Source organism: Streptomyces sp. YIM 121038, from assembly GCF_006088715.1.
Classification (GTDB): Bacteria; Actinomycetota; Actinomycetes; order Streptomycetales; family Streptomycetaceae; genus Streptomyces.
The window spans coordinates 2,947,861-2,962,003 of record NZ_CP030771.1; the positions used below are offsets into that span (position 1 = coordinate 2,947,861).

Annotated in this window: 14 protein-coding genes; 8 read left to right on the forward strand and 6 right to left on the reverse strand. The window is 69.2% G+C overall.

Annotation, left to right across the window (positions count from 1 at the left end; genetic code table 11):
- Positions 1 to 111 precede the first annotated feature (111 nt).
- A complete protein-coding gene (locus C9F11_RS12335) occupies positions 112 to 1,557 on the reverse strand; it encodes a regulator (RefSeq protein ID WP_138959330.1) in 1,446 nt (481 codons plus the stop codon).
- Positions 1,558 to 1,809: 252 nt separating this feature from the next.
- Here C9F11_RS12335 and lipB point away from each other — a divergent pair, with 252 nt between their 5' ends.
- The 4 genes from lipB (at position 1,810) to C9F11_RS12355 (ending at position 5,117) form a co-directional block, all read left to right on the forward strand.
- Positions 1,810 to 2,670, forward strand: coding sequence for a lipoyl(octanoyl) transferase LipB (gene lipB / locus C9F11_RS12340; protein ID WP_138959331.1), 861 nt, complete (start codon positions 1,810 to 1,812; stop codon positions 2,668 to 2,670).
- Between the two features lie 138 nt (positions 2,671 to 2,808).
- Positions 2,809 to 3,774 (forward strand): lipoyl synthase, encoded by a 966-nt coding sequence (locus C9F11_RS12345; protein ID WP_138959332.1) that lies wholly within the window; start codon positions 2,809 to 2,811, stop codon positions 3,772 to 3,774.
- A gap of 404 nt (positions 3,775 to 4,178) precedes the next feature.
- Entirely contained in the window at positions 4,179 to 4,382 is a 204-nt protein-coding gene (locus C9F11_RS12350) for a hypothetical protein (protein WP_138959333.1), read from the forward strand.
- A 30-nt stretch (positions 4,383 to 4,412) separates the two neighbouring features.
- Positions 4,413 to 5,117 (forward strand): DUF4191 domain-containing protein, encoded by a 705-nt coding sequence (locus C9F11_RS12355; protein WP_138959334.1) that lies wholly within the window; start codon positions 4,413 to 4,415, stop codon positions 5,115 to 5,117.
- 250 nt (positions 5,118 to 5,367) lie between these two features.
- Here C9F11_RS12355 and C9F11_RS12360 read toward each other — a convergent pair whose 3' ends face one another.
- Complete coding sequence (locus C9F11_RS12360) at positions 5,368 to 5,835, reverse strand: RDD family protein (RefSeq protein ID WP_138959335.1); 468 nt, start codon at positions 5,833 to 5,835, stop codon at positions 5,368 to 5,370.
- A 233-nt stretch (positions 5,836 to 6,068) separates the two neighbouring features.
- Here C9F11_RS12360 and glnA point away from each other — a divergent pair, with 233 nt between their 5' ends.
- Both glnA and C9F11_RS12370 read left to right on the forward strand, forming a co-directional pair.
- Entirely contained in the window at positions 6,069 to 7,478 is a 1,410-nt protein-coding gene (glnA, locus tag C9F11_RS12365) for a type I glutamate--ammonia ligase (protein ID WP_138959336.1), read from the forward strand.
- A 372-nt stretch (positions 7,479 to 7,850) separates the two neighbouring features.
- The gene (locus tag C9F11_RS12370) at positions 7,851 to 9,038 is read left to right on the forward strand and encodes a hypothetical protein (RefSeq protein WP_249401696.1); all 1,188 of its coding nucleotides are present in this window, start codon (positions 7,851 to 7,853) and stop codon (positions 9,036 to 9,038) included.
- 149 nt (positions 9,039 to 9,187) lie between these two features.
- On the opposite strand, the gene C9F11_RS12375 is transcribed toward C9F11_RS12370, so the two are convergent.
- The 4 genes from C9F11_RS12375 to C9F11_RS48590 form a co-directional block, all read right to left on the reverse strand.
- Positions 9,188 to 9,634 (reverse strand): NUDIX domain-containing protein, encoded by a 447-nt coding sequence (locus C9F11_RS12375; protein ID WP_249402167.1) that lies wholly within the window; start codon positions 9,632 to 9,634, stop codon positions 9,188 to 9,190.
- Positions 9,635 to 9,738: 104 nt separating this feature from the next.
- Positions 9,739 to 10,104, reverse strand: a complete 366-nt coding sequence (locus C9F11_RS12380) for an ASCH domain-containing protein (RefSeq protein ID WP_138959338.1) — start codon at positions 10,102 to 10,104, stop codon at positions 9,739 to 9,741.
- A complete protein-coding gene (locus C9F11_RS12385) occupies positions 10,101 to 11,216 on the reverse strand; it encodes a hypothetical protein (RefSeq protein WP_138959339.1) in 1,116 nt (371 codons plus the stop codon). Before C9F11_RS12385 ends, C9F11_RS12380 begins: the two co-directional genes overlap by 4 nt.
- 85 nt (positions 11,217 to 11,301) lie before the next feature.
- Complete coding sequence (locus C9F11_RS48590) at positions 11,302 to 11,811, reverse strand: hypothetical protein (protein WP_249401697.1); 510 nt, start codon at positions 11,809 to 11,811, stop codon at positions 11,302 to 11,304.
- 104 nt (positions 11,812 to 11,915) lie between these two features.
- Between C9F11_RS48590 and C9F11_RS12395 the strand changes: the two genes are divergently transcribed.
- Entirely contained in the window at positions 11,916 to 13,256 is a 1,341-nt protein-coding gene (locus C9F11_RS12395) for an XRE family transcriptional regulator (RefSeq protein ID WP_138959340.1), read from the forward strand.
- Positions 13,253 to 14,071 carry a class I SAM-dependent methyltransferase gene (locus C9F11_RS12400; RefSeq protein ID WP_138959341.1) on the forward strand — a complete coding sequence of 273 codons (819 nt, stop codon included), beginning with the start codon at positions 13,253 to 13,255 and terminating at the stop codon, positions 14,069 to 14,071. The genes C9F11_RS12395 and C9F11_RS12400 overlap by 4 nt, the downstream gene beginning before the upstream one ends.
- Positions 14,072 to 14,143: the final 72 nt, after the last annotated feature.

The following is a 14,143-nucleotide window of genomic DNA, read 5'->3' on the forward strand; positions in this document are numbered from 1 at the left end:
CGCCCCGAAGGGGCGCGGGGAACGGCGCGACCAGCCCCCACGAACCCGCACCCGGCGACGAGACAAGGGGGAAAGGGGAAGGGGGGCGCCCCGCCGGAGGCGCCCCCGTGGTCAGCCGAGCGCCGCGATCTTGTCGCGGTACCCGCGCACGGGCGCCGCGTCCCGGTACGGCTCCAGGCGGCGCTCGAAGTCGCGCACGTACTCCACCGCCCGCACCGAGCGCATCTCGCCCGCCGCCTGGGCCGCCTCCGCGCCCAGCTGGCAGGCCTGCTCCAGCTCGCCGAGGCCGAGGCGCGAGGTGGCGAGGACGACCCGGCAGAAGAGCCGGGAGCGGGCGTAGCCGGGGGCCCGCAGCTGGAGGGAGCGCTCGGCGTGCTGGGCGGCCGCGCGGTACTGCTGGAGGTCGCGGTTGCAGTGCGCGAACTCGTCGGCGAGCTGGGCCTCGTCGAAGAAGCGCGCCCAGTACGGGACCTCGTCACCGGGCCGGGCGGCTTCCAGGGCGCGCTCGGCGCGCACCATGGAGGCCGTGCACGCCCTCACCTCGCCGAGTACGCCGTGGCCGCGCGCCTCCACGGCGTGCAGCAGGGCCTGCACCACCGGCGGCGCGGAGGAGCCCACGCCCTGCTGGGCGACCCGGGCCAGCTGCACGGCCTCGCGGCCGTGGCCCAGATAGACGGCCTGGCGGCTCATCGTGATCAGGACGTAGGAGCCGTACGCGCGATCGCCCGCCGCCTGGGACAGGCGCAGGGCCTGCACGAAGTACCGCTGGGCGAGGCCGTGCGCCGCGATGTCGTACGACGTCCAGCCCGCGAGCCGGGTGAGGTCGGCGGCGGCCGCGAACAGGCGGCGCCCGGCCTGTTCGTTGTAGGTGCCGCGGAGCATCGGCTCGGCCTCGTGCTCCAGATAGCGCACGAGGGCCTGGCGGGCGTGGCCGCCGCCGTAGGCGTGGTCGAGCGCGCGGAACAGCTCGCCGACGGAGCGCAGCGCCGCGATGTCGCCGCCGGACACGCGGTGCCCGGGGCCGCGGTCGGTGTCGCGGCGCTGGCGCGGCACCCCGGGGCGGCCCTGCGGGGGCACCCGCGGCGGCTGCGGCGGCTCCCCGCCGCGGGCGACGCGCTCGTCGGCGCGGCCGATGAGCCAGTCCCGGCTCGGCACCACGAGCCCGGCCGGGGTGAAGGCGATCTTGCGCAGTTCGGCGTGGCTGCCGGAGTCCTTGCGCCACAGGCCGCCGACGATGTCGATGGCCTCCTCGGGCGTCGCCGCGAACTCGAGCCCCGCGTAGACGGGCGCGCAGGCGTCGAGCCCGAGGTCCTGCGCGGACAGCCGGCGGCCGAGGCGGCGGGTGAAGACCTCGGCGATCAGCGCGGGCGTCGTACCGCGCGGCTGCTGGCCACGGAGCCAGCGTGTCACCGATGTTTTGTCGTACCTGAGGTCGAGCCCGTGTTCGAGCCCTAGCTGATCGACGCGACGGGCCAGGCCCGCATTGGAGAATCCAGCTTCCGCGATGAGCGCGGCGAGCTGGCGGTTGGGGGTGCGCTGCGGGGGTCGTTCCGTCATCAGCTGTGCGGTCTCCTGCCCTTTGGGCCTGCCTTGAGCAGCCCATTTGGCCTCGTGAACGGCGTGAATGTAACGGCCTGCACCGCCCCCATCGCGACCTTCAAGCCGCATTCATCCGATCGTGTGAGGATTGACCGGAGGGCTGACGGGAGAACGCCAGTCGTACAGTGGCTGGGGCGCGATCCGTGCACGGTGAAGGTTTCCGTGTGCGGTGAGGTTTCGGTGCACGGTGAGGTTAGGGAGGCACGCGCCGTGGGCGAGTTGCGATTCATCCGGCTGGGCTTCGGCCCGGACTACGTCGAGTACCAGGAGGCCTGGGACGAGCAGCGCCGCGTGCACGCGGCCCGGTTCGCGGACGAGGGCCCCGACACCTGCCTGCTGCTCGAGCACTCGCCGGTGTACACGGCGGGCCGCCGCACGGCCGACAACGAGCGCCCGCTGGACGGCACGCCCGTGGTGGACGTGGACCGCGGCGGCAAGATCACCTGGCACGGCCCGGGGCAGCTCGTCGGCTATCCGATCCAGAAACTGCCCCGTCCGGTGGACGTCGTAGCACATGTACGGCGTCTGGAAGAGGCACTTATCCGAACGTGTGCCGACTTCGGTGTGGTCACCACGCGGGTCGAGGGCCGCAGCGGTGTGTGGGTGCTCGGCGACCCGGTGGAGCGGCGCCCGGCCCTCGGCGGGCTCGACCTGGACTTCGACCCGCGCCTGACGGACGACGAGTTCGACCCCCGTCTCAACGGCCCGGAGTACGCGCCCTCCAACGCGGGCCAGCGCCGCGAGGACCGCAAGGTCGCCGCGATCGGCATCCGCGTCGCCAAGGGCGTCACGATGCACGGCTTCGCGCTGAACGTGAACCCGGACAACACCTGGTTCGACAGGATCGTCCCGTGCGGCATCCGCGACGCGGGCGTGACGTCGATCGCCAACGAGCTGGGGCGCGACGTCACGATCGCCGACGTCCTGCCGGTGGTCGAGAGGCACCTCAAGGACATCCTGGAGAACGCGGACCTGAAGCCGCGGGTCATCGAGCAGCAGCCCGCGGAGGCCTCCGGGCACGCCGCCGCGGCACCGGCCGCCGAGCGGGTCCCCGAGACCGCCGCCTCCTAGCCGCCGCACGGCCGGGGGGCGCGTTCGGGAATGCACCCCCTTGGCCAGAGGTTGGCCGGGAGTAAGCCCCATGAGACAACGGGCGTACCCTGGGGTGCGCCGATGAATCGAAGTTACGCCAGCTAGCAGGGAGCCGATGTGTCCGCAGTCGCACCCGACGGACGCAAGATGCTGCGCCTGGAGGTCCGGAACGCCCAGACCCCCATCGAGCGCAAGCCCGAGTGGATCAAGACCCGGGCGAAAATGGGCCCCGAGTACAACGCCCTCCAGAAGCTCGTGAAGAGCGAGGGCCTGCACACGGTCTGCCAGGAAGCGGGCTGTCCCAACATCTACGAGTGCTGGGAGGACCGCGAGGCGACGTTCCTCATCGGCGGTGACCAGTGCACGCGGCGCTGTGACTTCTGCCAGATCGACACCGGCAAGCCGCAGGCCCTCGACCGCGACGAGCCCCGCCGCGTCGGCGAGTCCGTCGTCACGATGGACCTGAACTACGCCACGATCACCGGCGTCGCCCGCGACGACCTGGAGGACGGCGGCGCCTGGCTGTACGCGGAGACGGTCCGCCAGATCCACGCGATGACGGCGGAGCGCGCCGAGGGCTACACCAAGGTCGAGCTGCTCATCCCCGACTTCAACGCCGACCCCGACCAGCTGGCCGAGGTCTTCTCGTCCCGCCCCGAGGTGCTCGGGCACAACGTCGAGACGGTGCCGCGGATCTTCAAGCGGATCCGCCCCGGCTTCCGCTACGAGCGCTCCCTCGAAGTGATCACGAAGGCCCGCGAGGCCGGTCTGGTCACCAAGTCCAACCTGATCCTCGGCATGGGCGAGACCCGCGAAGAGGTCAGCGAGGCGCTGCGCGAGCTGCACGAGGCGGGCACCGAGCTCATCACCATCACCCAGTACCTGCGCCCCACGCCGCGCCACCACCCCGTCGAGCGCTGGGTGAAGCCGGCCGAGTTCGTGGAGCTGAAGCAGGAGGCCGAGGAGATCGGCTTCTCCGGCGTCATGTCGGGCCCGCTGGTCCGCTCCTCGTACCGCGCCGGGCGGCTCTACCAGATGGCGATCGAGCGCCGCGGCGCGTACGTGGCCTCGCAGGCGGTCTGACGCACGAGCGGGGGCCCGGCGTACGGCCGGGCCTCGGGGCGCGCGTCCGTGGCGGAGCGTACGCATCCGCATCGGGGCGAGCGCGTGTGAATCCGCGCACAAGCAGCTACCGCTCGGTAGTGGCCGAGTTCCCGCGGCCCATACGGTCTCCGCAGGTAGGGGCGACCGTATGGGCCGCGTCAGCGTTCGGGCCCTTCGCGTCAAGGCTTCATCGGTGTTTGACCGCTCGGTCACGCCCTGGTAACACCAATCAGTGACGCTGGAACTACCGCACGTAGGGCCTTGACCAGAGGCCTGGCGGCAGCCCCAGCCACTGGCCCCCACCGCACGACGCAGTGCCAGCGAGAGCCACTCGTAGCGTTCCCCCGTTCACCATCGCTTCTCGGATCTCGGAGGGCATCACCATGCAGGCCGCGCCCGTACGCGCCACCGCCATTCCGTCCGTCACCGACGCGCTGCGCGCCGTCGAGTCCCTGCTCCTGCGCGGTGGCCAGCGCACCGCACGCCGCAATGCCTGGACCTCGGTGCTCGAGGACCGGCGCCGCGCGAAGGACCGGGTCGAGGCCCAGCGCGTACTGGAAGAGGCGGGACCAACCCGCACGTCGTAGTACCCCGCCGGGACACGTAGACTTCACCGCATGGCGAGGAAGGAAACCACCGCGGCGGACGCCGCGGCGAACCCGGGGCGACTCAAGCAGATCGCCCTCACGTACAAGATGACCCGACGGACCGACTCCAAGATCGGTCTCGTCATCGCAGCTGTGGGAATCGTCACCTTCGGTGTCTTCCTCGCGATCGGCCTCTGGATCGACCACCCCGTTTATCTCGGCATCCTGGGCTTCGTGCTCGCCTTCCTCGCGATGGCGATCGTCTTCGGGCGCCGCGCCGAGCGGGCGGCCTTCGGCCAGATGGAAGGCCAGCCCGGCGCGGCGGCCGCGGTGCTCGACAAGATCGGCCGCGGCTGGACGACGACCCCCGCGGTCGCGATGAACCGCAGCCAGGACGTGGTGCACCGGACCGTCGGCAAGGCGGGCATCGTCCTCGTCGCCGAGGGCAACCCGAACCGCGTGAAGCCGCTGCTGGCCGCCGAGAAGAAGAAGATGGCCCGCATCGTCGCGGACGTCCCCGTGCACGACGTCATCGTCGGCACGGGCGAGGGCCAGGTCGAGCTGAAGAAGCTGCGCACGACGCTCCTGAAGCTCCCCCGCGTCCTCCAGGGCCCCCAGGTGACGGCGACCAACGACCGTCTGAAGGCGATGGGGGACCTCATGAGCAACATGCCCCTGCCGAAGGGCCCGATGCCCAAGAACGTGCGCATGCCGCGTGGTCCGAAGGCGCGCTAGCGCGACGTACGCGTGAACGCCGATGGGGCGGCCCGAACCTGCTGGTTCGGGCCGCCCCATCGGCGTCTGTACGCGTGTGCATCGGCGTCTGTGGGTGTGTGTACGCCGGCCCGGCCCGGCGTACCGTACGGGAGCGGTGTCCGGCGACGTACGGGTACGCGTACGAGCGACGTACGAGTACGGGCGACGTACGGGTACGCGTACGAGTACAGGGCGACGTGCGGGACAGGTACGGGCGCGGGTACGGGAGCTAGCCGCGGATCTGTACCGCGCGGGCCAGGCGGTCGTGGAGGCCGCGGCCGTCGCGGTCCCAGATGATGGCGGGGATGCCGAGGCACAGCAGTACGCTGCGCACCAGCACGCGGCCCGGGCCGAGGCGGCCGCCGTCCTCGGCGATGACGCGCAGGCCGAAGAGGCGCTTGCCCGGCGTGCAGCCGACCGTGCCGACGGTCAGCACGCTCATGACGAAGAGCAGGCCGAGCGCCCAGTTGCCCGCCGCCTGCGCGTTGTCCCGGGCGAACAGGCCGTATGCGATCACCATGACCAGGGCCCAGTCCACGGCGATCGCCCCGAGCCTGCGCCCGGGCCGGGCGATGGAACCCGGGCCCTCCTCGGGCAGGCCGAGCCGCTCTCCCCGGTATCCGAAGTCGACGCCCGCGTCCTCTGCTGCCGCGCGGGGGCCGGAGAGCCACGATCCGATTGCTTGCCTGTTGTCCACCCGTCCACGGTACTGCGCCCGATCGCGTACGGGGCCCGGCGGGGTCCGGGTGGCGAGGGGCCCGCGAGGCCCCGGGCGGGTCGCGGCAACCCGCCCGGTTAACTTCGGCGAAACAAACGGGTCACGCTTGAGAAATGCCCCCTCCCTATGGTCGGGTCCAGCGTGTGCCACCGCACTGGCCGCACGACCGAGCTGCAACCCCGCTCCTCCTGGGCGGGAGTAGGAGGAGCTGGATGTTCCAGAACGCCGACGACGCCAAGAAGTTCCTCGCGGACGAGGACGTGAAGTTCGTAGACGTCCGCTTCTGCGACCTGCCGGGTGTGATGCAGCACTTCACGGTGCCGGCGGAGGCGTTCGACCCCGACGAGGAGCTGGCCTTCGACGGCTCGTCCATCCGCGGCTTCCAGGCCATCCACGAGTCCGACATGGCGCTGCGCGCGGACCTGTCGACAGCCCGCGTGGACCCCTTCCGCCGTGACAAGACACTGAACGTCAACTTCTTCATCCACGACCCGATCACGGGCGAGCAGTACTCCCGCGACCCGCGCAACGTCGCCAAGAAGGCCGAGGCCTACCTCGCCTCCACCGGCATCGCGGACACCGCGTACTTCGGCCCCGAGGCCGAGTTCTACGTCTTCGACTCGGTGCGCTTCGAGACCTCCGCCAACCGCTCGATCTACGAGATCGACTCCGAGGCGGGCGCCTGGAACACCGGCGCGATCGAGAACAACCGCGGCTACAAGGTCCGCTACAAGGGCGGCTACTTCCCGGCTCCCCCGGTCGACCACTTCGCCGACCTCCGCGCGGAGATCTCCCTGGAGCTGGACAAGCAGGGCCTGAAGGTCGAGCGCCAGCACCACGAGGTGGGCACGGCGGGCCAGGCCGAGATCAACTACAAGTTCAACACGCTGCTCGCCGCGGCCGACGACCTGATGCTCTTCAAGTACATCGTGAAGAACGTCGCCTGGCGCAACGGCAAGACCGCGACCTTCATGCCGAAGCCGATCTTCGGTGACAACGGCTCGGGCATGCACGTCCACCAGTCCCTGTGGACCGGCGGCGAGCCCCTCTTCTACGACGAGCAGGGCTACGCGGGCCTCTCGGACACCGCCCGCTACTACATCGGCGGCATCCTCAAGCACGCCCCCTCGCTCCTCGCCTTCACGAACCCGACGGTGAACTCCTACCACCGCCTGGTCCCCGGCTTCGAGGCCCCGGTCAACCTGGTCTACTCGCAGCGCAACCGCTCCGCCGCGATGCGCATCCCGATCACGGGCTCCAACCCGAAGGCCAAGCGCGTCGAGTTCCGCGCCCCCGACCCGTCCTCCAACCCCTACCTCGCCTTCTCGGCCCTCCTCCTGGCCGGCCTCGACGGCGTCAAGAACAAGATCGAGCCGGCCGAGCCGATCGACAAGGACCTCTACGAGCTCGCCCCCGAGGAGCACGCGGGCGTCCCCCAGGTCCCCACCTCCCTCCCCGCGGTCCTCGACGCCCTGGAGGCGGACAACGAGTACCTCCAGGCCGGCGGCGTCTTCACCTCCGACCTGATCGAGACCTGGATCGACTACAAGCGCACCAACGAAATCGCCCCGATCCAGCTCCGCCCGCACCCGCACGAGTTCGAGCTTTACTTCGACATCTAAAAGGTGGGGTCGGGTGACCTGCGAGGGTCATCCAGAGCGTGCTGCGGCCTGCGAGAAGACTCCTCGTGAGTTCTCACAGTTCCCGACTGGTTTCCGCCGCGTTGTGCACCGAGTGTGCACCGGACGACGGAATCTCTGACCTAGCGTCAGTCACGACGTGAAGGCCGTCATCTACGGGTGGCGGCCTTCACTCATTACTCAGGCCGTATGCCGCCACGACATCACCCCATGTGAGCCCTCGCCTGCCCCGGCCTCCTCAAGGGAACTGTGAGAGGCATGGAAGCTGTGGGAGAACCAGACCCAGCCTGCGTGCCACCTCGCCGCAGAAAACCTGTGGGCGTTGTCGGGTGGGCGGTTCTACGATCGTTGGTCATGGGCGTATATGCGAGCCAGAGTCGGACGGATTCCTCGCCGAAGCGTGCAGCAGAGTCGCAGTCCGAGTTCCTTGGGAGGATCGCCGGCCCGTTCTGGGATCAGGTTCGGGATGTGATCAACGAATGGTGGTCACACCTCCCGGACCAAGCCCGGCCCGGTTTGCGTAGTCGGCTGTTGGATCGGAACTTCGACGCGAACGTCTACTCCGCGCTGTGGGAGTTGTACCTGCACGAGATGCTCATTCGCTCCGGTTGCACCGTGGAGGTCGAGCTTGGAATCGGCACTCGCGGTGCGAATCCCGACTTCCTGGTTAGCCAAGAGGGCAAGCAGTTCGTCGTCGAGGCAAAGTGGACGGTTCAGCGTCTGGACGAAACGGTACCCAACAGACAGCTCCCACCCGTCCTGATCGATGCTATCGATGATGTACCCAGCCCCAACTTCTTCGTGTCTTACAGGATTCACCAGGCAGGGTCGGCAACACCATCGCAGAGGCGGCTGAAGGATGAGCTGCAGCGTTGGCTCGCCAGCCTTGACCCCGATCAGGTCATCGCTGATTACGAGCGAAAGGCGCCATTGCCCAAACACACCTGGCAGGAAGCCAACTGGTGCCTCTCGTTCGAAGCAATCCCCCGCAGCCCCAGCAAGCGAGGAAATCCCACGAGCAGGACAATCGGCATCTACCCCGCGATGGCCTGGATTAATGACGAGTCGACTCAAGTGCGCAAGGTAGTCAAGAAGAAGGGAGGGAAGTACGGTGATCTAGCGCTGCCGTTCATCGTGGCGGTTGGCCGTGCGGGCTTCTTCCCCGAAGACGAAGACGTGGAGACCGCGCTGTACGGAACCTCCGTCGAGTACGTCCACAACAGCGCGCCAGCCTTCGGCCGACGGCACGACGGCTACTGGACCGGCACCTACGCCCACGCTCACAGCCGGGTCAGTGGCGTGCTTACCGTAAATAACCCGGCGCCCTGGACCTGGACCAAGAACACCCCCGTCCTTTGGCAGAGCCCTGACCCCAGTTCGCTTCGGGCTCCCGTCCTCTCCGCCTGGAAAACGGCACAACTGGTCAATACCCAGGTTCGCTACCAGCCACCGGCCGACCCCGTCCACACCGCCCTCGGTCTGCCCGAACACTGGCCAGGCGGTGCCCCCTTCCCTCGAAACCACCGGAGTAATGCGGACTGACTGCAGTCGCCGTCGCCCATGTCCGTCCAAAGGCTGCCCCCGCCATCAGAGATAGTGCCTGCAGGCATTGCAGCGGGGCAGCTACTCATGGCTTACGGTCGGTTCCTCGGAGCCATTGCCGTCGTCGGGCCTTACGAACGGGCGAGTGTTCACTGGCGCCCACCAGCGAGAGACACCTGCGGGCCATTGTCAAGGTATCGGTGAAGGGCGCTGGCGGTAGTGCCGACGAACTCCTCGGGGACGGCGCTGGCATCGACCCAACTGACCTGAGCGTGTTTGCGGGGTTCACGGTTTTCGGGTTCGCCGGTCCATTCGTGGGCGACGAAGACGACTGTGAGGAAGGCGTTTGGCGCTTCCCCTCCCCAGGCTCCGTGGATGATGTGGGCGACCTTGAGGGACCCAGGCTTCACTGTGAGGCCGGTTTCCTCGTAGAGCTCACGCACCGCGGTTTCGGTGATGGGTTCGCCGGGTTCGCTCTTGCCGACGGGCAGGTCCCACATGCCCTTGGCGAACTTGGCGTTCTGGCTGCGTTGGAGGAGGACGACGCGGTTGGTGGCCCTGTCGTGGACGATGACGGCGGCGACCAGCAGGGTCATGGATTCGAGGGCGGGCTTGAGCTCTTGAGGGCGGCCGTCGGACGTGGGCCCAGCCACGTGGTTCGAGCGCGGAATCGAGACGGCCTTGCGGGTGCGGTCCGACGTCATGCCTGGTCAGCCACCACGCGCTTGATCTCAATGGCCAAGGCGCCGAGGGCTTCCTTCTCGGGGTCGTAGATGGAGCGGATGTTGGCCAGCTGTTCGTCGCGGCTCGCACGGGGGTTGACGTTGGCCGGGCCTTCGCCGTCGAGGAGCGCTTCGAACGTCTCGTACTCGGTGACGCGCAGGACGTGGACTTCGCAGGTCTCGTCGGTGCCCTTGATGCGGAAGCGGATGGTGTCGCCTGCGGCGAGGTCCTCCAGGTGCGGGTATTTCACCCGCACCTCGATCGTCTTGGTGCCCGCGGCCACGAGGTCGAAGTACTTGCGGTAGAGGTTGAGTTCGTGGACGCGGGCGGTGGTGTCGGTCATGGGGTGGGGACGCTCCTGGGCGCTGGTGTCGTCATCATGCGGCCGATCTCGGCAGCTGAGTACGAGCGGAAGAAGTGGCGGGGGTCGGACAGCAGGGTCTCGGTCAGGTCGAGCAGTTGCTTGGCGTACTCGGGCAACGAGCCGGGCCACTGCCGGGTGTCGAGCATCCAGTCGGTGGCGCCGTCGGGCAAGGGTGCGTGGCCCTCGCGGATCAGGGACTTGGACAGCTTCGCGCCGGTGTCGGTGACGATCTGGGGGCAGAAGAGTCGGGCTGGGAGCTGGGCTCGTGTGAGGCCGGCTGCCTGGAGGGCTCCGTCAACGGGGTGGGAGCCGAAGACCCAGTCGCCGCCCTTGACCATGACGTGGAGCGTGTCGCGTGGGCTGGACAGGGCGAGTTCTTTGACGAGGTTGCGGTACAGGGTGGCCAGGTCCAGATACGCGCCTGCGGTGGGCTTGATGGTCGTCTCATAGGGGCCGTGGCGCAGGCACACAGCGGTCACCGTGGCGGCCTCCGGGCTGCTGGCGTACACCTGCGTGCGCTCGGCGTACTTCTCCGCCCAGCCGCATCCGAGATGCGGGCACGGAACGCGAATGTGCGGGGTGCCCGTCGAGGGGGCGAGCCACCAGCGGGCGGCGTCGATGCGCGGCAGGATCCGTAACCAGGTGCGGCGGAAGTGCTCGCCCGCCTGCTGCTGTGTGTACGTCTCGACGCGGTACGGGATGCCCAGGCGCCGGGACAGCGCGGTGAACAGGGGCTCGTACAGGGCGGCGACGAGGTCGGTGAGAGCTTGGGCGCCGAGGACCTGGGCGTAGGCGCGCTGGTAGCGGTGGCCGGTCGCCGGGTCGGTGGTCAGGTCGTAGGGGGCATTGTCGAGGGCGCTGAAGAGGACTTCCATCGGCAGGTCGAAGCGGGTGCGGAGGCGGGCGGCCACGGCGAAGGCGAGGGACTGGATCAGTGAGGTGCCGAGGTGCGGGGCGCCGTTGATCTGGGTGCCGACGACCAGCACGATCCGTTCCGGTGGGTCGGCCATGATGCGCGGGGTCAGGACGTCCTCGGCGTGGTGGAGGGCGTTGGCGAGCACGGTGTTCGGCGAGACGGGGTGCACTGTCACGGCGGATTCCCTTGCGTCGGGGAGCAGTTCATTCGGTCCAGGTGTGGCCGAAGAGGAGCCGTCGCTGGAGCGAGGCGCGGTCGAGCTAGGCGTCGATCTCAGCGGGTGCGGCGGCATGCGAGAGGGCGTCGAGGCCCAGCACGAGGGCGGCCGGGGCGCGCTGGCGAAGAAGTAGGCTCCAGGGTCTGCCTGCGGGTATGCGCTTGCGGTACGGAGTTCCGTTGAAGCGCAGGGCGACGTCGGTCGGGGTGAGAGGGCGCAGGCGCGGCCCGATGTCGGGTGGTGGTGCTGTGGCGGGGCCGAGGCCGAGCGAGGTCGCGACGGCGCGCATGCGCTGCTCGATGATCGCGGACGTCTCGTACGGGCTGCGGGGCAGCTGTGGCACGAGGAGCAGGCTGACGAGTTCCGGCGTGCAGAGACGGACGTCGTCGAGGCGTTCGCCGCAGCCCCACTGGGTAAGGGCCTCGGCGATGAACTCGCGGGCGGCGCGTGCGGTGAGCTTGCGCCGGGCGAAGAGCATCGCGCGCTGCACCGTGGCACCTGCGGTGTGATCCGGCTCGTCGGTATTCGGCTCATCGCGTGGTTTGTTGAGCATGCCCAACAGCCAACCGCCGTCGCTCGTTCGGGTCGGGAGCCAGCGCGGGGGCCAAGCAGGGGGCCACTATGGGGGCCAGGATCCGCATGCTCCGGGGAGACGGGATGGGCGACACGGGTATCGGTGCCTTGCTCCTCGGTCTGCGCAAAGGTCGTGGGTGGTCCCAGCAGAAGGTCGCCGACGAGTACAACGCCCGAGAGGGCCGTGCCGCCATGACCGGCAAGGAGATCGGGCGCTACGAGCGTGAGGCGCGCATCCCGGTCCCGTACACCCGAAGCCACTTGGCTCGGGTCTTCGCGGTCGACGTCGGTGTCCTCGACCGCGCTGTCGCGCTCACCAAGCGGCGTCGTGGTGACAGGGATGGGGACGGTGTGGAGGGCCTGCATGGTCTGCCGGTTCCGAGCCCTGCCGTACGGTCCGTGACCGGCGCCGTGTCGGAGGACGCCTCGTCGTCGGCCGAGTTCGCCAGGTTCATCACGCAGCGCAACGCCGACGAGGTGGTCGTCGAGCAGTTGGAGGCCGACGTGGCGCGACTCGCGCGCTCGTACGTCAGCCACCCTCTGCTGGAGTTCTACGCCGAGATCAAGCAGCTACGGGACGGCGTCTTCGACCTGCTGCGTGGGCGCCAACGGCCTCGGCAGACCAGCGACTTGTACGTCTCCGCCGCACGACTGTGCGGGCTGTGCGCCCACGTCTGCCTGGATCTGGGGCACTACGACTCGGCAGCCACCCATGCCCGCACCGCCCGCGCGTGCGCCGAGGCCGCCGGACACGAGGGGATGCTGGCCTGGGTGCGGGCGGTGGAATCGCTGATCGCCTACTGGACCGGGCGCTACGAGCAGGCCGCCTGGCTCGCTCAGGCGGGGCGTCAGCACCGAGCAGGAGGAAGCATTGGCGCCCGCCTTGCGAGCCTGGAGGCGCGTTCACTGGCGATAGCGGGCGACAAGGCGGGCGCCACAATCGCCCTGGCGGACGCGGAGTCCTCACGCGACGGGATGCTCGGGCACGACGACGCTCCAGGAGTCTTCGCCTTCCCCGCCGCCAAGCAGTTCGCGTATGCCGGGACGACGCATCTGGCCATCGGCGGTCGTGGCCATGTGCGGCAGGCCATCACCAGCGCGGGCACGGCGATCCGGCTCTACCGCGGCGCCGAGGCCGACGACCAGTCGGTCGGTGACCTCTTCGCCGCCCACCTCGATCTCGCCCGTGGCCACATGCTCTTGGATGACCTCGACGGCACGGAGGCGATGGTCGGCTTCGTGCTCAAGGCGCCTGTGGAACGGGTGTCGGCGAGCATCGTGCGGCGGTTGGTCGATCTCGGACGGGAGCTGGGCGGGCGGCAGTACGGTGGAGCTGCGCAGGTGGCCCAACTGCGCGAGCGCATCCAGCACACGGCCGTCCTCGTGGCCTCCCCCGCCGCCCGTCCTCCGGAGCTGCCGACGTGACTGAACTCTCCGCCGCCCACGACGCCGCGGTGACCGACCGCGACCGCCTCTCCAAGAGTGCGTACAACGGTGACCGGGACCTGGCCGCCCGCCAGTCTCTCTACCAATGGCAGAAGCCCCGCTACGACCTTCCTGGCATGGTCACGGAACATCTGAGCACCGTGCGCGGGCGGGTCGTCGATGTCGGCTGTGGGAACGGCAGGTTCATCAAGCGTCTGCGCCAGGACCGACCCGATCTGGAACTTCTGGGCCTGGACATCGCCCCCGGCATCCTCGCCGACGTACCCGGCGCGGTCACGGTGGCGGACGTGGCGAGGCTCCCTCTGGGGACGGCGAGCGTGAACGCCGCTCTGGCACTGCACATGCTCTACCACGCCCCGGACATCGCCCAGGCGGTGCGCGAACTCTCCCGCGTCGTCACCTCCGACGGCCTGCTGATCGCCTCCACCAACAGCGACCGCGACAAGGCCGAGCTGGACGAGTTGTGGATGCGCGCGGCCGGTGACGTCCTCGGCACCGGCCGCGGGCCCGCTCGCATTTCGCTCAGCGCCCGGTTCTCACTGGAGAAGGCGCCGTTCTTCCTCGGCGAGGAGTTCGGCCGCGTCGAGACGATCGAACTGCCCGGCACCATCACAGTTCGCGACGCCGGACCCGTGGTTGCGCACATGGCCTCGTATCAGGCGTGGGCAGACCAGCACGACGTGCCCTTCACAGCCGTGGTCGAGCGGGCCCGCACCATCGTGGACGAACACATCGCACGGCATGGGGCATTCGAAATCCATTGCCTGGGCGGGATCCTCGTCTGCTGTCGCTAACGGCGGCGAGCGCGTACTTCGTGGCGCCCGGGTGAGGGGCGGAGCTGGGCTGCGGTGCTGATGTATCCGCTG